Here is a 19916-nt window from a genome sequence, read left to right on the forward strand (position 1 = left end):
GAATCTTTTTTCGTGTGCCAGACCATCCTGAAGACCAACAACCTTCAGGAGTTTTTTTTCATGGCTCGACGCAAACCATCATTCCCCGAATTCGGCTTTGTCCGTCTGCCCCAGATTCTGGCCTGCATCCCCATCTGTGAAAGCGCATGGTGGGAAGGCTGCCGTACCGGTCGCTACCCCAAGCCCGTGAAACTTGGTCCCCGCACCACAGCCTGGCGGGTTGAGGACATCAAAGAACTTATCGAACGCCTGAGCAACGGTGAAGACAATGTCAGGTAGCTCATACCTTCCCGCCAATTCCGGAGGCGAGGCATGAGCGCCGACATTCTGCACAGCTTTGCCGAGTGTCTGCGCGCGGCGGGACTGGAGGTCGAGACCGTTTTGGCCGACGGCCTCCTGCACCGTTGCGGCACTGCGGGCAAGCCCCAGCGCAGGGACGGCGTGTACAAGGCATTTCTGGACGATCCGCCCTCCATCTGGTGGAAGAACTGGCGCACCGGAGATGAAGGCACATGGACAGCCCGGCCGGAAAAGGAAAACAGCGTCCAGCGCAAATCGCTACGGACGCGCATTGTCGCCGACAAGGCCAACAGCGAGGCCAATCGGGATCGCCGCTGGGAAGACGCCGCAAAGCTGGCCGTCAGCATCTGGAATCATGCCAGGCCCGCCGGGGACGAGCATCCCTACCTGCAACGAAAGGAAGTCCCGGCCATCGGCTTGCGGCAGACGGATGACGGGCGGCTCATTGTTCCGATCCTGGATCAATCCGGCCAGATCCAGAGCCTGCAATTTATCCTGCCGGAAAAATCGGCAAGCAACCCGGACAAGTTCTTTCTCAAGGGCGGCAAAACGGCTGGCGGTTTTTTCTCCCTTCCGACAAGGGATGATGCCCAGGACGGCCCGTTGCTCATTGCCGAAGGCTACGCCACTGCGGCAAGCCTGCATCTGGCTACCGGATACGCCGTACTGGTGGCTTTCACCGCCGGGAATCTGGAAACCGTGGCCCGCACAGCCCGAAGCATCCACCCGGACAGGGAGCTTGTGCTGTGCGCGGATAACGACTGCGAAACCGCCAAACCCGACGGCACTCCGTGGAATCCCGGCAGGGAAGCGGCTGCCAGAGCGGCGCGGGCCGTGGGCGGCAAGCTGGCCGTCTGCCCCGCTCATGAAGGCAGAGCCACGGATTTCAACGATCTGCACCGGCTCCGCTCCCTTGAAGCTGTGCGCGCGGTTGTGGAAGCGGCACGAAAACAGGATGTTGATTGCCCCATGCCCGAGGGCTTCTTTCTGGTGCCGGAAGGCAAACGCGCCGGACTGTACAAGCTGGAGACGAAGCCTGACGGCGAGGTGAACGAAATCCGTATCGGCCCCCCGCTCCATGTGCAAGGCATGACCCGCGACAGGGAGGGCAACGAATGGGGCCTGATGCTCGCATGGGCTGATCCCGATGGCAAAAAGCACACCTGGCCCATGCCCATTGAGCTGCTCTTTCGTCAGAGCGCCGACTGGTACAGCGCACTGGCTTCCGGCGGCTGGCTGGGCAATCCGCTGACCAGGAAAAAGCTTGTGGACTTTCTGTCCGCCGTTCGGCCCGTCCGGCGTATCCGCTGTGTGCCGCGCACCGGTTGGGACAGCACCGACTGGGACAACGCCGCCTACATCCTGCCGGATGCCGTGTACGGCGAACGATCCGGCGAAACCGTAGTGCTGCAATCCGCGCACCACGGCGATCTGTACCGCACCGCCGGAACTCTGGACGGCTGGCGGGAAATCGCAACGCTCGCCGTCGGCAACTCCCGTCTCAGCTTTGCCCTGTGCGCGGCCTTTGCCGGGCCGTTGCTGCGCCTGGCCGGTCTGGAAGGCGGCGGCTTCAGCTTTGAGGGCGGTTCGTCATCGGGCAAGACAACGGCCCTTCAGATTGCCGCGTCCGTCTGGGGCGGCCCGGAGCATGTCCGAAGCTGGCGCGCCACAGACAACGGCCTTGAGAATATCGCCGTTCTGCACAACGACAATGTGCTGATTCTGGATGAAGTCGGACAGGTCAACGGCAAGGTTCTGGCCGAGTGCGCCTACATGCTGGCCAACGGTCAGGGCAAGGGTCGTTCCAGCCGCGAGGGCAATCTTCGCAAGTCGCACGCCTGGCGTCTGCTCTTTCTGTCCAGCGGCGAACTCGGCCTTGCCGACAAGCTGGCCGAGAACGGCCTGAAATCCAGAGGCGGGCAGGAGGTGCGTTTTGTGGGATTGCCCGTGGATACGACCATGATCACCGAACTGCACGGCCTTCCCGATGCCGGAGCCGTGGTCAACCGTCTGAAGGAAGTGACCGCCATCCATTACGGTCACGCGGGCCGCGCCTTTCTGCACAAATTGACCGAATCCGACACCATGAGCACGGTTTTGTCCGAGCTGCAATCGGCCCTTGCCAACACGGTTAATCGCCTTGCGCCCGCCGGAGCGGACGGGCAGGTGCGGCGCGTGGCCCAACGCTTCGCGCTCTGCGGGCTGGCCGGAGGTCTGGCTGTGCAGATGAAGATCCTGCCCCCTGACTTTGACGCTCTTGGTTGCGCCGAACGCTGTTTCCAGGACTGGCTGACCGCTCGCGGCGGCATCGGCGCTTCCGAGGATACGGCCATTCTCGCGGCTGTGCGTCTGTTTATTGAGCAGCACGGGGCAAGCCGTTTTCAGGACTTGAATACGCAAACAGCCACCTGCGTCAACCGCGTGGGCTTTCGGCGCACACGCAACAGCATAACCGAGTATCTGATTCTGCCGGAAAGTTTTCGGGCCGAGGTTGTCAAAGGGTACTCCGAGACAAGAGCCGTGCGTGTTTTGCGTGAGGCGGGCTGGCTGCGCACTCCAGACAAAAATCGGTTGAAAGCTCAGGAGCGCCTTCCCGGCCTTGGGCGTGTGCGCGTCTATATCGTGTGCTTGCCGGATGATACGGACGAAGCCCCTACGCAAACCTTGTCTGATTGAGCGGCGACAGTGGTGACAACGGTGACAAGCCTACAGCCGCAAGGGATTATGCCTGTCACCACTGTCACCATTGCATATTTAAGTGGTGACAGCCGGAACGCCTTGCCATTGCTGAGTTGTCACCACTGTCACCGCTGTCACCACTGAAAAATACACAGGGAGAAGGATCTATGTCCTATCTCGTTTTGCATATGGACAAATTCAAAAAGGACGCCATTCGCGGCATCCAGTCGCACAATCGCCGCGAGCGCGAGAGTCACAGCAACCCCGACATCGACTACAGCCAAAGCGCCGGAAATTACGATCTTCATGAATCTGCCTCAGATAACTACGCGCAGGCCATTCAGAACCGCATTGACGATCTGCTCATGGTCAAGGCTGTGCGCAAGGACGCCGTATACATGTGCGGGCTTGTGGTCAGCTCCGACAAGGCATTTTTCGACACACTCACTGCCGAGGAAACCAGGCGTTTTTTCGAGGAGAGCGCGGCCTTTCTGACCGACTTCGTGGGCAGGGAAAACGTCATCTCGGCAATGGTTCATACTGACGAAAAAACACCGCACATGCACTTCCTTCATGTGCCGGTGACGCCGGACGGGCGTCTCAGCGCCAACAGCATCTATACCCGCGCCAGTCTGAAAAAGCTGCAAGCCGACTTGCCCGCCCATCTGCAACGCTGTGGCTTCGACATCCAGCGCGGCGTCGAACAGAAGCCGGGAGCAGCGAAAAAGCATCTGGATACGCGGGAGTTCAAACAGCAGCAGGAGGCCCTCGACGGTCTGCGGAGCGAGGCTGATGCTGTAGTGGCTGATGCTGTAGTGCATGAAGCCTTGCTACTCATCGGAGAAATGGCTGAAAGACAGAAGCAGGAGGAAGTCTTGCAGGAACGTCTGCAATTCATAGAACGACAGGAACGCGAGCAACAGGAAGCGGAGGCCCGCCAGCAGTCCGAGCGCGAGCGGCACATCCGGCAAGAGCTGGAAGCCGTGCCGCAACACCGTCGCTCAAGGATGCGCTGACCATCCGCCGAGAATCTCGGCTCAGGGTCGAGCCATAGCCCACTATGATATGTTTATAAGATTTTACCAGACAGTATTCCACAAATAAATTTTGTATTTTCATATAATTATTGAGATAATGCGACTATTGAGGAGTATCCCAATCCATTGACGTCCGGCACTTTTAGGGGTATTTTTTGGGGTATGAAATCGGGATGCTTTTGTTAATTTTCATACTGATTATGGAGGCGTCCATGCCCAGAGTCATCAAACCGCTGACCGCTGTCCAGGTCAAAAACGCGAAGCCCCAGGACAAGCCCTACAAACTTTATGACGGCGGCGGCCTGTTTTTGCTGGTCACGCCGGCCGGGGGAAAGCTTTGGCGTTTGAAGTATCGGCAGGAGAACGGCAAGGAGGGCCTGCTGTCCTTTGGTTCGTACCCGGCGGTGTCTTTGGAGCAGGCACGGCGGAAACGCGACGAGGCGAAGCAGCAAAAGGCATCCGGGAACGATCCGGGACAAATTGCCCGCGCTGAGAAGGCTGAAAGCAAATCGCTTGCCAGGAATACCTTTGCCGCCATTGCCGGGCAGTGGATTGATTTCATGGGGTCCAAGATAGCTCCGCAGACCCTGAAGTATTACAATTCGCTCATGAAAAATTATCTTCTTCCCAATTTCGGGGATATGCCAGTCAAAAAAATCAAACCGTCGCACCTGATAGAGGTATTCAGAAAAATTGAGGAAAAGGGAACATTGTACAGTTCCAAACGGTCATGCCAGATTTGTTCAAATGTTATGCAGTATGCGGTTGCTCTTGAACTCATCGAAATCAATCCCGTTCCATCCATTCGGAAATTACTGAAGGTTCCCAAATACGGCCATTTTTCAGCCGTCATCGATCCTGAATCATTGGGTAATATACTGTATAAAATAGAGCAATACAAAGGATATGGCACCATACGCAACGCCTTGCGAATGATGCCGTATGTTTTTGTGCGATCAAGCGAACTTATGAACGCTCGATGGGCGGACATGAATTTTGATGCCTGCGAGTGGCGGTACACTGTCCGCAAAACGAATACGCCTCATATTGTTCCTCTTGCTCCGCAGGTCATTGGTATTCTCAATGAACAAAGGAACATTTCCGGGGACTGTGAGCTTGTCTTTCCCGGTTATTATGACAAGACAAAGCGTATGGGGCCAGGTTCAATGTGCCATGCGCTCCGCACATTGGGGATACCGTATTCCGACATGACGGTTCACGGATTTCGTGCCACTGCGCGAACCCTTCTGGATGAAGTTTTGGGTGAACGCTATGAATATATTGAGCACCAGCTTGCCCACGCGGTTCGAGATCCAAATGGTCGGGCCTACAATCGCACCGAACATCTTGCGGAGCGCAAAAGGATGATGATCAGGTGGGCCACATATCTGGACACACTACGCGAAAAAGCGCGCCAGGCAGCATAAAAACAAGACACGCCCCCGGCCCTGTTCCAAAGATTCCGTAATGCGGCGCGGCCCAGGCATACACCCTGACCGCGTCGTTTCTTTTTGCCTCATATCCCGTCTGTGCTTCCATGTCCGCCAGTTTCGGCAACGGCAGCGGGCGAGGCTGTGTCTTGATCCCTCTCTTCCTTGCCCGTGGCAAACCCCAGTGCCGGAACTTTTTCAAACAGAGCTTCCAGCCTGGTCAGTGGAACCGATAGCCCGGCATCCGCGAGCACGTCCCTTATGTCGCGCGGGGTATAGCCCTGCCGCACGGCCTTCCTGATGTCCTTGCCCAGAAGTTCCGCGACCTCCGCACGGGTTTTGCCAATCGTTTTCATAGGCAAGCTGCGGAGCCTTTTCCGGGCTGCCTCTATTTGTTCCATTGTGTAGCGTTGAGCTTTTGCCATAGCTGTCACCTTCCTTGTCAAAAATTCAGAGACCTTTCCCCATACCACAGTGAAAACTTGAGTGGCAACTTTTCTTTGTGGATATATTTGTACAATACTGGATGTATCTGGATTATAGTACATAAGTATAGACAGTAAATTTTTTTAACTCATTTCTGTTTAAATTTATATTGCCTTCAGAATCATTTGTTCAAGGAAAAGCAATACAGTCTTTTTCATTTTTTTCTCTGGCCTCCAAGCTCATTTTTCATCTATGCTTGCGTCAAAAGCAAAGGCGTGAAGCGGCCAACGCGCCAGCCGAGGCAAGAAAGGGCATTCCCAAGCCCGAAAAAGGTTCTTCTTTACAGGATGGTAGCTGTCTGACAACAGCTCACATCCTGCCAAAGGCTTCGCCTCTGGACTCCGGCAGAGCGTTCGGCGCTTCGCTTCTCACGCTCTCAAAAAGGCGGGAAAGGCAGATGGAAAAGCGGAAGGCGACAATCAGATTTCAGAAACGGCGGACGCTCAGGCTCACCGCTGAAGAAGACGCAAGAATGACCCGACAGGCCGCGACCGCCGGAATCTCTGTTTCCGAGTACATGCGGCGGCTGTTCTTCGGCGGCAGGCCCATCATTGCCAGAACGGACGACCAGACCATCCGGGAGCTGCGGCGACTTGGAGGTCTGCTCAAGCATCATTTCGACGTGGTGCAGCGAACACAAAGCACGGCCACCCTCGCGGAACTGGACGCCGCGCTGCGGGCAATCCGGGGAGCCATCGAAGCCCTGAGCGAAACGCGATGATCATCAAGAAGCTCAAACGTACCAGCTTCAAAAAGTCCAAGGCCGCCATGATCTGCGGTCTGGTGGACTACATTCTTGCTTCTCATGATGAAGAAGGAAGGGACAAACTCGCCTTTGCCGGAAGCAAAAACTTTTTGACAACGACTGTTGCCGCGCAGAAAAGGGAAATGATTTCTCTGGCCGAGGAATCCATCCAGAGCAAAATGCCGGTCACGCACTGGATTCTGTCATGGCAGGAAAACGAACAGCCCACCCGTGAACAGGTGGACGAGGCGGTCAGTCTTTTTCTCCGGGGAATGGGGCTTGCCGAACACCAGACAATTTACGCCCTGCACAAGAACACGGGTAATTATCACCTGCATATCGTTGTCAACCGAACGCATCCATATACTGAAAAGGTAATTCAGCCGCACCGGGGTTTTGACATTGAGGCAGCGCACAAAATTATTGCCGAAATCGAACATAAACAGGGCTGGGCACCGCAGATAAATGCCCGCTATCGCGTCAACGAACAGGGGCATGTGGTCAGGAATCTCCAGCGCCGGGAGCAGGTAAAACCCAAGTCCAAGGCCGAGGACTTTGAAAGCGCCACGGGCGAAAAGTCCGCGCAACGCATCGCCCAAGAGCGCGGACATGCCGTCATTCAGAACGCCTCATGCTGGGAAGAGCTGCACGCCGGCCTGGATGCCGTGGGGCTGCGTTTCGCCCGCAAAGGCTCCGGCGCGGTGATTTTTGTGGGGGATATGGCGGTCAAGGCGTCCAGCGTGGACAGAAATTTCAGTCTGTCCAAACTGTGTAAGCGGCTCGGAGCGTTCGAGCCAGGCTACTACTCCAGGCGGACATTCAAAAAGCCCGCCCCGGAGCCGGTCAGTCATGTATGCCGGGAGGAGTGGCTGGAGTACCAGAAAGAGCGGCAAAGGCTGGCCGAGGAAAGACTCCTCGTTGAAAAGAGGCAGGAAGAAGAACGGGAAGAACTGGAACAGCGGCAGCGGGAGCGCCGGGAGGCAGCCACAGCCCGTCTTGCCCGGCACGGGCTTTCCGTACTGAATATTGCCCGGCATTTTCTGAAAGAACAGGAACGGGAGGAGAAAGCGGCGTTGCGGGGCAGACAGTCTCAATCAGGGCAAACGGAGCGGCTCCCGCGCTTCAAGCACTGGCTCGGCAAGCGCAGTCCGCACCTCGGCAATCTGTGGCGTTTTCGCAAGCGGATCGTTCCCGGCGTGGAGGTCAGGAAGCGTGAATTTCCCAGGGTCGGCACGCTGCCCTCGCCCTATGCCGCCTACCGGGAAATGGTCAAAAAGCGTTTCCCGGAAACGATGGATGCCTCACGCTTGGACGCGGCCATTGCCCTGTACCTACGCTGTGCGGGATATACGCCGCAGGAGGTAGCCAACGAATTATTCAGACACAGCCCCGTCCGCCCCCACAGACAGAGCCGTGACGAACGGATAGAGTACGGGCGCAGGGTGGTCGGGTACGCCTTCGGGACGGCGGGAGATATTGATATTGCCAATGTACAGCCTACGGAGGCGGAGATTCGGAATTTCGACAGGGAGGCGGCTGAACTCGCACGGGAACAAGGCACGAAAGAACAGAAACGCCACGTTGCATTTCGTTTGCGGTGATCATGTGAAGCTATATTTTTGAGGGTTCCCGGCATACGGGATGAGAGGCAAACCGCACGGCTGCTTCTTTTCTCTGAAATGCCTGCGTTCGGTGCGGCGCAAGCCGGAACAGGAGCCGGGTATTGACCCCATCGGCATCACCTAGCGATCTGGTACCGGTAAAACGTATGAGAGTATTAATCAGCTGATGTTCACAGCCCCAACAGGTCAGCTTTTATGCGGGTTTCCTGCCCACAAAACATTCGTTGGTTAATACTCTCCGTAAAACAGCGGGGGGTGAAACATGAAAAATTCGGGCAATGGCAGACAGGGACAGACCCATGGTATAAAGCGTGACGGCAAGGGCTTTTTCACTTGCCGGGCGGCCAAGTGGAGTGGTGCGAGTAAATTGAAATCCACAATTCTTGCAGCGATCCCGTTGTTTTCCCAGAATCTTTCCGCTTCGATATACCGTGCTGGCATGGCACTGGGGGCAGTCGGGCTTTGCTTCCATGCGCTCCTCCTTTTGGAGGGATATAACATATTTACATCATATTGTTAATACTCTCACTTTATATTCCAAATGCATCTAATATTGCTTTGAGTGCCATTGGACGAGCATATTTCGTAACCGCGTCACTTATGCTGATGGTATTACATTCCAGAGGTTGTTTCCACATGGCAGGATAAATTAACAGTTCTTTCTCCAGACCATTTACTGTTAGAAATAGGCTGTCGCCTTTCTGTGAAGTTTTTATCTTATGCGCTTCAAATATTGGGGAAAATGGTTTGAGCAGTTCTTTCCGCCTGTCTATATGAAGAGGTTCCGCAAGTTTTCCCTGTGCGCTCCAGCGCAGGAGATCCAGTGCGGCAAATCTATCCAATCGGCCGTGAAGGTGGCGGTTACAATAGAGCATTTTGCTTTTGAAATTATTCAATTTCAAAAGCGGCGCTGCCATCATTTCGCGTCCAGAACGCGGTCTGGACGCTCATTCGGCGCGGGCGTCCGCTCCCGCGGTCGCCAGAGCGTTTAGCTAATTTTATTAGCAAAACGCTCTAGTGCTTTAAACAGAGATGACAGGCATCTTCACATTTACAGGCTGAAAGAAATTGTTCAGTATTTCGAAGAATCTCAGCCATGTAGGGAACAAGTCCTACGGCGTATCCTGCCCCACTGGAAAGACTGTCATACAAATACAGGTCAACGAAGACTTCGCCTTTATTCTCTCGAATACGATAGCCACTAACCAGTTCTGTAAACTCGATATCCAGCTTTTGACAGACCTGAAGGCGCAGTGCTTCAGCTAGAGACTGCGCGGCTCGTTCCAACCATGGGGTGTTGCGTTGCGTATCCATCTTATGGCTGTCCAACCTGCACTCCAGTACGAGCATATCCGTAATGAAATCATAGCCCAGATCAACTTCCAGCACATCCGTATGACGGCATTTTTCTCCGAACTTACTCCGATAGGGACGCCCTACTTCATTCTTCAACCGACTTTTCTGGACGGAGGGTACAGCAGCTCCGCAGTCCCGGCATACATGAAAGCCGTTGCCGCCACCGCTATTCATCATAATGATGCGCTGGCCGCTCCGGTCAGCCATGCGCATATATCTGCACCCCTCCACGAGCGCCATATTTCCCGATTCCGGCAGGGTTGAGTACAAAGGCTGCTCTGTCCACGAATACGTCTCATCCAGGCGGGAAGCCGACATGCCCTCGGCATTGACCGGCGCAAACCCCCATGGCTTGAGCATCGGACGCCCTTCCTCAAGTTTTTCCGATCCGCAGAAGGGGCATCGCCGTTCATCGCCGGAGGCCAGGCCGAACCAATGACATTGAGGACAACGGACGATCGGTTTCAGATATGCTGTATCTTCGATAAAAGACCGGGCCGGACTTTTCCAGTTTGATTTGCCGTCGATTTTATACCGTTCGCTTCCATAGCTGTACAACCCGCCGATCTGATAGGTATTCTTATCCACGACGATACCACGCCCAGGAGCATATTCACTGATAGCTATATCCAGCCCACGGGATACCTGATAACGCAGCCGACCGGATTCATCCGTGATATACACGCTTACGACGTTCTTGGGGAAAGAATAGGTAGGAATGATGCTCTCTTCATACAGAGCATCAAGCAGGTTGCGGGCCTGAATTACTGGTCCTGCCGATTCATAAAGTTCCGGATGCTTACGCCACTTTTCGTAAAGCGATTTTAAAGACTGTCGCAGTCCTTGGCGAAAATCATTTTCCTCAATGTCAACATTCTTATCCAGCAGGATGCCGCCGCACAACACAGGCCAGCTTTCAAGAAATTTTAGGAAACTATCCATATGAGTGGACAGAAAGTTCGCTGCGGGAATTTCATCCAGTCCCTGCAGCCCATTCTGCTCGCAGTAGTCTTGAATGACGACCATGGACAGATGACGCTGGAGCAGTCGAGAACTCCGTGTGTCTATCCACGGTCGACGCGGATCTCCCCGAAACATGGGAGAAGGATCTCGAAAATATAACGCATCATGAGGTCCGTTTTCACAGAAAGTCACGATGGTGGAAAGGACGGCCCCACGACGACCTGCGCGGCCGGCTCGCTGCTGGTAATTTTCGCGCAAGGGTGGCACGTTGCGCAAGCCGACAGCAACAAGAGAACCAATATCGATACCCACTTCCATAGTTGTCGTGCTGCTCAGAATATCTACGGGAGAATCGCCCTCCTCAACTATGTCTTGAAAACGCAATTCATACTCTTCCGTGCGAGACCACAGCTCGTCGCGCTGGTCTTTGTAGGAAAGCTGTGCCGTATGCTCTTCAGTATCAATGACGCGGATAGGTGCCCCTTCGAGAGCATCCCGCATCTGTTTTTTCCACAGCTCCAAGGCTTCAAGCTCTCGACCGGCAAGCGGCTGTATGGAGGGCGCGCCGCAGTTTGGACATGCTCCCTTAAAAGGCATGGCCGTCACCCCCGAACAGCGCGAGCAGCGATACCAGACATGATCCATGTCAAACCGAGGAACCACGGCACAAAGATCGATATAATATCTCCCCTGATTGCCCCTGCCGCGTTTGAGAAAATTTTCCTGAAGGGTTCCCCGCCATTTCTTCACGGCCGGAGAATCCTGCTGCCACCCCATGATGTGCAGCACGGATGAAGGCAATTTCCAGTCTTCCTTAAGGCCACATCCTTCGTAGGGAAGCAACACTTCTTCCCGGACTTCATCCGATATCTGATGGCCAAGAGCCAGCTTGTCGCGACAGATATTCAGCATCCATGCGTTGAACAGTTCGACGAATTCCTGTCTGCCGGTCAGGATGCCATCGTCTTCCAGCTCATCCAAGGCATCCTGAAGATGTTTTTCTTCCGGCTCCAGCCATGCCATGGCGATATCGGAAGCGGTGTTGTAGCCTGAACAAAAGAGTCTGAGCAATTGTACCTGCATCTGTTCGGGGGCAGACGCCATATCCATATCGGGAGAACGCCCCCGCTTCATCCGGCGCAGCACTTTCGCGCAGTCTTCATCCCAAAACCTCTGACCGTCTTTGCCGCTGAACATATGCACATTATGCAATTTGGCCTCAAGGGCGAAATATCCGTACAAATCGTTCAGGGTCTGCGACTCGTGCTCCTGCGACATTCTTTTTAATGCCAAGGCAAAAAGCTGACGCGCGGCAGTGAGATCAGAGGCCTCCGACATGTCTCGAGCCAATGTTGCCGCTCCCTGACGACTGTCGGAAAAAAGCAGTACCTTGCGGCCCTCATTAGGAAACTCCGTTTTTCCCGTCTTTCCCGGAACCGGCGGCTGAGTTTCAAACTGCGCCCGAATGAGACTATAGAAAGGGAAATTCCCACGCACAGCAAAATTCAGGATCTGATTCGGCCCCAAACGCCGTCCACAGTGCGGGCAGGTATGAAACGTTTTGAGGTGCGGCCTTCCCGCATCTTCAAAGCCGGGACAGTAGTAAAGTTTTCGGATAGCGGGTCGCCCCTGGGGAGTGTCATCGCCGATATGCAGAAAGCCGTTGCGTGTATCCAGATAACAGGGGGTGATCTTAGACTTGCCCGAGCTCTTCAGGGCCGTAGAGCCCTTTGGCGGTATGTAAAGATGAATCTCTTTCAGCGTCCTGTCCATCCACTGCCCGGGAAGCCTCCAGAGATATGCCAAGCCTCTATGTCTGAACTGTTCTTCAAGAATGTATCCCTTGAAAAACAGCGCACCGCAGCGACGATCACGATACAATTCATAGACCATGCCGCCGCAATGCGGGCAAGTGGCCTGTCCGCTGGAGAAGGTCACTTCTCCCAGCGTGATCCCTCCTACGCTTGAAGAATGCGGACAGTCCGGGTTGGAGCAGGCGAAAAGTCCCTGTATACCTCGAAACAACATATGCGCCCGCACAGGAAACAGAATATCTCCGTTCTTCCGGGCCAGTGCAAGCATGGAAAGAAGTGTGCCTGTCATCGGCAACGCCTGATCCAAGGCGGTATTCGGAAAGATGGTGGAAGCCAGCTCTGAAAGGGCAACCGACGTACCTCGGCACAGCCCCATAAGCTCACGGAATGGCCGGTATTCCGTCAGGTGTTCAAACAGCCATTCTTCGGCTTCCGCAACAGACGCAAATAGCTCACCTTTCCGGTAAGCACCCCAAAATCTGTTCAGAGTGTCCGTCAGATTTTCACCTTCGCTCAATTCAGAGGCCGAAAAAGCGGCAATATGTTTCGCTGGGATGTCTCTATGTGCCTCAGGCAGAACTTTCCTTGATCCGGTAAGATGACAAAATCCTTCACCTTTGGAAGCCGTAAGACGACCTGCAAACTCACGCACGGCATTTTGATCTTGTTCATTGGCGTCAGGCATACTGGCGGTGGTCAGAATGAACTGCACGCGCTCGCGGGAGATGCCGAGCTTGTGGAACAGACGGCGCAGCAAAAGTGCGACTTCACCGCCCGAAGCTCCCTTATACATATGAGCTTCATCAATAACGAAAATCAGACGATTTGTCTGTGAAGCAGACAACCACGCACGGGTATCGTCCCATATGCCGCGTTCATGTGGACGAAACAGCATATATTCCAACATGGAATAGTTGGTAATGAGGATATCCGGGGTCACGCCCTGCATCTCGAAGCGGGTGATGAGTTCCGCATCTTCCGGATCGGTTACATGTCGCCCAAAACTTAAATGTTCCACAAAGGCGGAAAGATCTGCTTTAGCCGGAATACGTCCCTGCTTCTTCAGCTCTTCAATATAGGCATTCCCTTCCGTATCGACAACACGTTTCAGCGTCCGGGCGAGTTCTTTATCCTGATATCCCTTTGAGACCGAACCTGGATACGGGGTACGCCCCGTGTACATACCAAACTGCGGCCTGCGCGCCTCTTTCCCCGCACAGGCCCGGAAATGCTTCACAAAACATCCTCTTTCATCTCCCATCAGACGGCGCAGACGGCTTATCTGGTCGGAAACGAGAGCGTTCATGGGGTACATGATGATACAGCGTACGCCGCGCTTTTCCCACGTTTGAGGAGCATCATGCGCCTCACGAATCAGTGCGGCCATGAGCGGCCACATGAAACACTCTGTCTTACCGGATCCCGTACCCGTAGACACGAACAAATCCTTCCCCGCAACGGCTTTTTCCAACGCTTTGATCTGATGTCGAAAAGGACTGGAATAGACGCCGAGCTTATCGTGTACCAGACAAGAAAAAAAATCTCGCATCCAGTTTGGGATATCCGCAAAGGAGATGCCGTCCGGCACCTTTTCATACTCCGCCGAAGACTCAATATATGGCTCACGGAACAAAATTCCGTGTTCATCCAACCTTTCCTGCAGCGCTTCCAAAAGAACCGGACTCCTGCGAAGATGGGTGATGATATAATCTTTCAAAGCATTCTTAAGTACGGCGTGGGAACCAAGAATACCTTCAGACATGTGAAGTCTCCTTAAACCGGTAGCCCAGATGGGTCATGATGTCATGAAATGCCGTATAGATCTCCCCGGCCATGATACGGGGAGCGAAAGGCCCCTTGTCTCTCTGGTTCGGAGCCAGGTCAGGCCAGCTGTACAGACGGAAAAAAGCGTCTTCCGCTGGCGGAAGCAGATACCCCGGTTTCACAAAAACAAGTTTTCCGACAGTTTTCACCTCAAAAGGAGGTAAACCGCGTCGGGCAAGCATGGCGGCCGCCAGAGCGACATAATGCTTTTTCTCATTCCAATATTCTGGCAGGGCACGGCAGTAAAAGGTGCTCCCGTCAAAACGATATAAGGCATAGGAGTGATCCCCCTTCTTCCTCCTCATCAGGGAGAGTATCTCCTTATCCGGCGTATTCTTCCAATAGCCCTGGCGGAGAAAAGAAGGATCAAGACACAAAAATTCCCGGCCTTCCAGAGTGTGCCGGCGTTCTTCACGCAAAGACTCTTCCAGTCGCTCCAAATTTTCCTCCGAGGACAACGCCCGCAGCCCAAACATGGAAAAAATGTCCCTGTTCGATTTGTTAGACATTTCTTTTCGGTAAAACCCGGCCCCACTTATGGGGCATACTTCTCCAGGACGAAGTCCCCGCAGAAAAGATACCCCACTCTTGAAGGCACAGGACGGAGCGGCTGGGGCGGCACGAAACTCTTTATGGTAGAAGCATCCGCCGTTCCGAAGAATATCGCATATCTTCACTGACAGCTTTTCTTTCGTTTGCCTCTCGAAAGAATCCAGAACCTTGCCTACCTGAGGGAATAATGTACGAAAAGTCGCCAAAGTTTGCTCTATCGTACAGGTGAGATGCTTCAACGATACGCTTTTTTCATCCTGATTCTCTTCCTGCTCCCAGAGGAAGGTCAGACCGCGCACTGCGGCGGCACTGTATGCAAGGCGACAATACCAATATTCAACCGGTTCAGAGACTTCTTTGTCTATGCCAAGATCCTGGGATATACGTTCAAAGATTTCAGCTTCATTCATCAGGATTGTTCTCCCAGAGCGCCTTCAAGAAAGCGTCGATCTGTAGAACTCAAGTTATTTTCGGATCCAAGCTTTTCAAGAAACTTATTTTTTCGATCCAACGCCACCGCAAAAGGAAAGAGCAGACAAGAAAAATGGAAAAATTCCTTGTATCTTTCATTCATCGTGGCACAGGCCCATGCCGTAAGCTCTCTAACATTGTTTTTTAAAGTAGGTTTCCGGCTCAAGAATTTTATTGAGTTTACCATATTCTTCACATCTTCGCACTTTCCGGATTGATGATATTCGCTGCTTCTGCGGCATCCGACCATGGAGCCGGAAGTCTTGCCGGTAATAAAAATGTCGAGCACCAGCGGAAAAATGTAAGAATATAGACTGACAGGTTCAAGAGGCAGATCATCGGCATAGGGATGAACAAATATCCACATCTTCCCCGTATCTTCCAATTCAGGAATCAGTTGATCGATCCAGCGATGCAAAAAAGGATGCTTCACCACGATGACAGCAGTATCATCATGCAGCACGCATTCCAATACCGTCGGCGTCCATGCCCCACAGCAGTCCAGTACAGCGGCATGGTGTCCCGTCATGGCGCAAGAAAGCGCATCCGCTACGGCCGCCCCCTGCGGACCGGCCAACAGGAGAGGAATACGGCTCTGAAAGGCTCCATACAGGAAATGCGCCAGTTCCTTCTCATGCGCCGCACCGACCATTTTCAAGTTATCCTGCAGCAGTTCCAGACTTTCTTCCGTATTTCGCACATCTTCTTGATCTTCCGTCGGTTTTCCCGACTGGAAGAAAAACGGATCGGAACTGCTGGCATAAGAAGACGCCGCATCTGCATTTTTTTCTGAAGTTCCGAACAGAGCCAGATCCGCAAGAAATTCGGCCGCCTCTTTACGGGCAAGATTGAGCTTCTCCCGTACCAGACACAGGCTTTTTTCACTTAACTGCTCGTAATATACCGCATTTTCCTTTGCTTTTTCTAGGCGTTCTTCCGCATCCTTCATTTCTTGCTGTATCAACGCCAATTTCTTTTGATGTTCTGAGTAAACGTTCTCCAGTTCCTGTTTTTTCTGCTCTAGCTCTCTGCGACGATCAGCATATATTTCTTGTTCCTTAAAAATTTTCTCTTTTTCTTGCTTTAACTCAGAATCATAAGCTTCTAACCATTCATCTTTGAGTCTTTGTCGTAATATATCATCCTCTTTCAAAAGAGATTTAAGTATTTTACTATCTATATCATCACCTTGAACAAACTGATCAAGCTTATTTTGAAATATATTCCAGATCTCTTTTGCTTCTTCAAAAGTAATTGGATAATAAGATAAAATTTTTTCAGGTATTTCTTCATTAGGAAATTGTTTGATTAATTCATGGATCTGTTTTACTCCCTTGCGATATATACCATTTTTCATAAGATAGCGTTTATTTAGTTTTTCAATAAGTAATTGTTTAATTACATCATTTGGATGAGATATGAACATAGACTCATTTTTTTCTGGCAATTTATAACGATAGTATAGATATCGCCTAGATCTATTATTATATATATCTATATTTAAAATATTTCCTTCATATATGTTAAAACATGGTAAGTAATACACGTCATTCTTTAGGCGAATTCTATCTTGAAAAACTTTCCACTGAAAAGATTTGCATAATACTGCATTCAAAATTCTGTTAGATTCAGCAGAATAGTTTTCTTTATCACTTTGATTTAGTTTTTTTTTGAATAAAATCAATCTATTATGCTTACAATCAGGAAGATCTACTCCTTCCTTCAGTTGTTTGGCTAGAGCTTCCTTTGAAAATGTGGAATATTTCTTAATAACTTCAAAGAACGTATCTTCATACCCGTCTAAATAGGTACTTATAACTCGGTCATTCTCATCAACATACCATTCCCATACCCCAAGTTGTCCTGAAGTCATAGGGGTCTTCTGTTGATTGTAAAAAAGTCTGTCTCTTTGATATCCTTTATATGAACCATCGATTTTAGGCAGCGAAAGATATCCGTCTTTAATATCGGCAAGACGTGTCATTCTATTATCTTCACCGGTTATTTCACAAATAGAAATAATTTTTTCATATTCATACATTATTTTTCCCCCTTTTTTCTTTTTCCTGCATCACCGTATACAGCAGAGTCTTCGCTCTTTTGGAAATATTCCCCTTGGCTTGCCTCTGCCGCAGCCACATTTCCACTGAACGCCATCCTCTAAAAAAATGGATAAACTCCGCTAAGGGGCGGGAGGCCTCCACTTCATCTCCAGTCATGCGTCTCAAACGTCGGCAAAGCTGCGTATCCGTCCATCCGACAGCACTGCCATTTTTCGTTTGCTCTGGAGCTTCCGTACCCTGTCTTTTCTGGCCGGGACGAGCGAACACGATGGTTCGCACACAATCCAGCCCCTGAAAAATAACCAGCGTCTGCCCCATCCCCGCTTTCAGTTCCAGATCTTCGCCGCCTTTCAGAGTACGTCTGTCCACCAGCGGTGAGCCTCCGCTCTGCAGCCAGACTTCACCGTCAAACGGCCCTTTCACATAGAGTCGTGTTCCGGGGCGAAGGCCTTCCAACCAGTCGCCTTCCAGTTCGTTTCCCTTGTGATCCGTCACTGTTACCTTGGGCAGAGACGCCGTCTGATCAAAAGATTGCCGAATAAAATAATCATAATGCAAGGGATGAGAGAATCGCCCCAGTTGAAGAAGCGGAGTGTCGGAACCGCCTGACACCATCTGTTTCCGTATCCCGCAGGCAAAACGTATAAGACGTGCCGTTTCTCGCTCCACGGTTGACACTAGTGAAATAGAAGGGAAAGCCTGAACCTTTATCTCTTTACCTATGCCTTCGCCTCCCAGGAAAACAAAAAGCTCATCGGCGTCGTGATAGATAAGGTGAGGCGTACGTATGACCACAGGCCATAGGGGAAAAATAAGCGGAACTTGCTTTTTGAGATTCGCCTTAAGACGAATAAAAAAGCTTGCAGCCTCTTTGCTGAAGCGAAGAGCCTGCACACGGTATATATCATAGCCATGCCAGCCATGTTCTAATACCCGATCGGCACGTACATCAAGTCTACTGCCTGGATCAAAACGTCCACGGATGACCGCAAGATATTCTTTAGCTACCTCCACATCAGTGAAAAACGGCAGACGACGACCGGTTTCGGCTTCAAATAGCGTAATGTCGTCCAGCCCGTCTATCCGCTGAGGCCAGAGCGGAGGCAGCGAAGAACCATCACTAAAAAAAAGCTGAAAATATTCTGAAGATTGTTCCCCTACATTGACCCATGTAAGCCGGTTCGGATAGAGGCGCTCTATAAGATTATACTTGTACTTTTTCCCCTTACTATTCAAAATACAAAGTAGTTTCTGGCCATATTTTTTTAAAGCTGTTTCTTGAAGTGCCAGCAATCCGAGTTCCAGTCTCCAGTGTCCTGATTCTCGTATCAATCGAAGTGGAAGTGTTTGTATTTTTGCTGGAAGACGATTTGTAGACTGACTATACTCATACGCTTGGGAACGATCCTCGCATTCCTTGTTCTGAGCCGCCTGATCATGGCGAAAGTGTCTAATCTTTTTCTCTCCTGCGGTAAGGGTTACCCCTTGCCCACAAATACCGCAGATAAAAAGCTTGCTTTTAGCAGAGACAGTATAAGTATAATGCTCCACCGCCTCGTCAACCGTCACCGGTTGATATCCGTATTTATCCTTCCACATAAAAACGTGGGAAAGCGCCATATGACATCCTAAGTCTTTATAAATGCAGTCTTCTGGATTTTGCGAACTGGCGCGCCATGGCGAGATTTGCCCCTGATTTTGGTGACTGAAAAAATACACATCGCAGATTTTGCCGTTGGCGGGACAAGGGTGTATGGGAAAAACTTCTCGAAATATTGATAGATGAACCAGATTTTGAATGGCTTATGATTGATGCCTCATATATAAAGACTCATCATGATGGAATGGGCGCGAAAGGCGGCAGCCAGGATATGGGACGCACAAAAGGGGGATTAACTCAAAGATACATCTGGCCCTGGATGCGCATGGTATGCCGGTCCGAATGGCTGTCACGTCAGGTACCGTCGCTGATTGTACGAAGGCTTGCAGTCTCATAGAAGGGATTGACGCCGAATATCTGCTTGCGGATAAAGGTTATGACAGCGATGCTTTCGTGGAAACGGTGGAAGAAAATGGATTGACAGCGGTCATCCCACCACGCAAAAATCGGAAAAAACAACGCGATCATGACAACGACTTGTATAAATTGAGACATTTGGTTGAAAATTCATTTCAATTTTTGAAACAGTGGCGAGGTGTGGCTACCAGATATGCAAAAAATACCGCCTCATTCCTTGCTGCAGTTTATATTCGCTGCATAGCTATCTGGGCTAAAATCAAATAACGACACACACTAAAAATCATATATCAATAAAATTACCATAGCGATAAATGAGCATAAAAAGCATGAAGAAGAAGAACCCATCCCCCGCTTTGGATTAGGTTCAGGAATAACATGGGCGCAAAAAATTTCAAAGAGGTAAAGTTTTCTGAGGGTTTCATTTTTGAGATGATTTTCTTAAGAAAATTCGTTTTATTTTACATAGTTGTGAAAGAAATTTCACTCTAAAAGTCATACCCTGAGTTTTCTGGTAGTGGCTCACTTTGAAATATATGCAGCCCGCTTGGGGCATG

The 19916-nt window shown here is 51.6% G+C and carries 13 protein-coding genes and 1 pseudogene; 7 read left to right on the forward strand and 7 right to left on the reverse strand.

Going from position 1 to position 19916, the window contains the following annotated elements:
* Positions 1-60 precede the first annotated feature (60 nt).
* The 4 genes from G7Y52_RS05840 (at position 61) to G7Y52_RS05855 (ending at position 5443) form a co-directional block, all read left to right on the forward strand.
* Positions 61-279 (forward strand): AlpA family phage regulatory protein, encoded by a 219-nt coding sequence (locus G7Y52_RS05840; protein ID WP_165067600.1) that lies wholly within the window; start codon positions 61-63, stop codon positions 277-279.
* Between the two features lie 33 nt (positions 280-312).
* Positions 313-2976 carry a DUF927 domain-containing protein gene (locus G7Y52_RS05845; protein WP_165067604.1) on the forward strand — a complete coding sequence of 888 codons (2664 nt, stop codon included), beginning with the start codon at positions 313-315 and terminating at the stop codon, positions 2974-2976.
* A 170-nt stretch (positions 2977-3146) separates the two neighbouring features.
* The gene (gene mobV / locus G7Y52_RS05850) at positions 3147-3995 is read left to right on the forward strand and encodes a MobV family relaxase (protein ID WP_165067610.1); all 849 of its coding nucleotides are present in this window, start codon (positions 3147-3149) and stop codon (positions 3993-3995) included.
* Between the two features lie 233 nt (positions 3996-4228).
* Positions 4229-5443 carry an integrase arm-type DNA-binding domain-containing protein gene (locus tag G7Y52_RS05855; protein WP_165067615.1) on the forward strand — a complete coding sequence of 405 codons (1215 nt, stop codon included), beginning with the start codon at positions 4229-4231 and terminating at the stop codon, positions 5441-5443.
* An 89-nt stretch (positions 5444-5532) separates the two neighbouring features.
* Here G7Y52_RS05855 and G7Y52_RS05860 read toward each other — a convergent pair whose 3' ends face one another.
* Positions 5533-5802: a hypothetical protein gene (locus G7Y52_RS05860; protein WP_165067622.1), complete on the reverse strand. Its 270-nt coding sequence runs from the start codon at positions 5800-5802 to the stop codon at positions 5533-5535.
* A 527-nt stretch (positions 5803-6329) separates the two neighbouring features.
* Between G7Y52_RS05860 and G7Y52_RS05865 the strand changes: the two genes are divergently transcribed.
* Positions 6330-6653, forward strand: a complete 324-nt coding sequence (locus tag G7Y52_RS05865) for a hypothetical protein (protein ID WP_165067627.1) — start codon at positions 6330-6332, stop codon at positions 6651-6653.
* On the forward strand, positions 6650-8278 hold the full coding sequence (gene traI / locus G7Y52_RS05870) for a TraI/MobA(P) family conjugative relaxase (protein WP_165067652.1): 1629 nt from the start codon (positions 6650-6652) through the stop codon (positions 8276-8278). Before G7Y52_RS05865 ends, traI begins: the two co-directional genes overlap by 4 nt.
* A gap of 214 nt (positions 8279-8492) precedes the next feature.
* On the opposite strand, the gene G7Y52_RS05875 is transcribed toward traI, so the two are convergent.
* The 6 genes from G7Y52_RS05875 to G7Y52_RS05900 all read right to left on the reverse strand — a co-directional run bounded on the left by G7Y52_RS05875 (position 8493) and on the right by G7Y52_RS05900 (position 18962).
* Complete coding sequence (locus G7Y52_RS05875; protein ID WP_165067674.1) at positions 8493-8771, reverse strand: IS1 family transposase; 279 nt, start codon at positions 8769-8771, stop codon at positions 8493-8495.
* 58 nt (positions 8772-8829) lie between these two features.
* A complete protein-coding gene (locus G7Y52_RS05880) occupies positions 8830-9141 on the reverse strand; it encodes a hypothetical protein (RefSeq protein WP_206215206.1) in 312 nt (103 codons plus the stop codon).
* Between the two features lie 172 nt (positions 9142-9313).
* Positions 9314-14194, reverse strand: a complete 4881-nt coding sequence (locus tag G7Y52_RS05885) for a DEAD/DEAH box helicase (RefSeq protein ID WP_165067700.1) — start codon at positions 14192-14194, stop codon at positions 9314-9316.
* Positions 14187-15218, reverse strand: coding sequence for a hypothetical protein (locus G7Y52_RS05890; protein ID WP_165067706.1), 1032 nt, complete (start codon positions 15216-15218; stop codon positions 14187-14189). The genes G7Y52_RS05885 and G7Y52_RS05890 overlap by 8 nt, the downstream gene beginning before the upstream one ends.
* Positions 15218-17320 carry a hypothetical protein gene (locus G7Y52_RS05895; protein WP_165067713.1) on the reverse strand — a complete coding sequence of 701 codons (2103 nt, stop codon included), beginning with the start codon at positions 17318-17320 and terminating at the stop codon, positions 15218-15220. Before G7Y52_RS05895 ends, G7Y52_RS05890 begins: the two co-directional genes overlap by 1 nt.
* Positions 17313-18962 (reverse strand): hypothetical protein, encoded by a 1650-nt coding sequence (locus tag G7Y52_RS05900; RefSeq protein WP_165067563.1) that lies wholly within the window; start codon positions 18960-18962, stop codon positions 17313-17315. The genes G7Y52_RS05895 and G7Y52_RS05900 overlap by 8 nt, the downstream gene beginning before the upstream one ends.
* Between G7Y52_RS05900 and G7Y52_RS05905 the strand changes: the two are divergent.
* Positions 18885-19626: pseudogene (locus G7Y52_RS05905) on the forward strand (IS5 family transposase). The gene G7Y52_RS05900 and the pseudogene G7Y52_RS05905 sit on opposite strands and share 78 nt — an antisense overlap.
* Positions 19627-19916: the final 290 nt, after the last annotated feature.

Origin of the sequence: Desulfovibrio sp. ZJ200, assembly GCF_011039095.1 — a bacterium.
GTDB lineage: Bacteria > Desulfobacterota > Desulfovibrionia > Desulfovibrionales > Desulfovibrionaceae > Desulfovibrio.

Excerpts from the sequence above, each read along its gene's own strand:
- G7Y52_RS05900 (WP_165067563.1), bottom strand. The coding sequence starts at position 18,962 with ATGGCGCTTTCCCACGTTTTTATGTGGAAGGATAAATACGGATATCAA.
- G7Y52_RS05895 (WP_165067713.1), bottom strand. The coding sequence starts at position 17,320 with ATGTATGAATATGAAAAAATTATTTCTATTTGTGAAATAACCGGTGAA.
- G7Y52_RS05885 (WP_165067700.1), bottom strand. The coding sequence starts at position 14,194 with ATGTCTGAAGGTATTCTTGGTTCCCACGCCGTACTTAAGAATGCTTTG.
- G7Y52_RS05875 (WP_165067674.1), bottom strand. The coding sequence starts at position 8,771 with ATGGAAGCAAAGCCCGACTGCCCCCAGTGCCATGCCAGCACGGTATAT.
- G7Y52_RS05840 (WP_165067600.1), top strand. The coding sequence starts at position 61 with ATGGCTCGACGCAAACCATCATTCCCCGAATTCGGCTTTGTCCGTCTG.
- G7Y52_RS05865 (WP_165067627.1), top strand. The coding sequence starts at position 6,330 with ATGGAAAAGCGGAAGGCGACAATCAGATTTCAGAAACGGCGGACGCTC.
- G7Y52_RS05890 (WP_165067706.1), bottom strand. The coding sequence starts at position 15,218 with ATGAATGAAGCTGAAATCTTTGAACGTATATCCCAGGATCTTGGCATA.
- G7Y52_RS05855 (WP_165067615.1), top strand. The coding sequence starts at position 4,229 with ATGCCCAGAGTCATCAAACCGCTGACCGCTGTCCAGGTCAAAAACGCG.
- traI (WP_165067652.1), top strand. The coding sequence starts at position 6,650 with ATGATCATCAAGAAGCTCAAACGTACCAGCTTCAAAAAGTCCAAGGCC.
- G7Y52_RS05845 (WP_165067604.1), top strand. The coding sequence starts at position 313 with ATGAGCGCCGACATTCTGCACAGCTTTGCCGAGTGTCTGCGCGCGGCG.
- G7Y52_RS05860 (WP_165067622.1), bottom strand. The coding sequence starts at position 5,802 with ATGAAAACGATTGGCAAAACCCGTGCGGAGGTCGCGGAACTTCTGGGC.
- mobV (WP_165067610.1), top strand. The coding sequence starts at position 3,147 with ATGTCCTATCTCGTTTTGCATATGGACAAATTCAAAAAGGACGCCATT.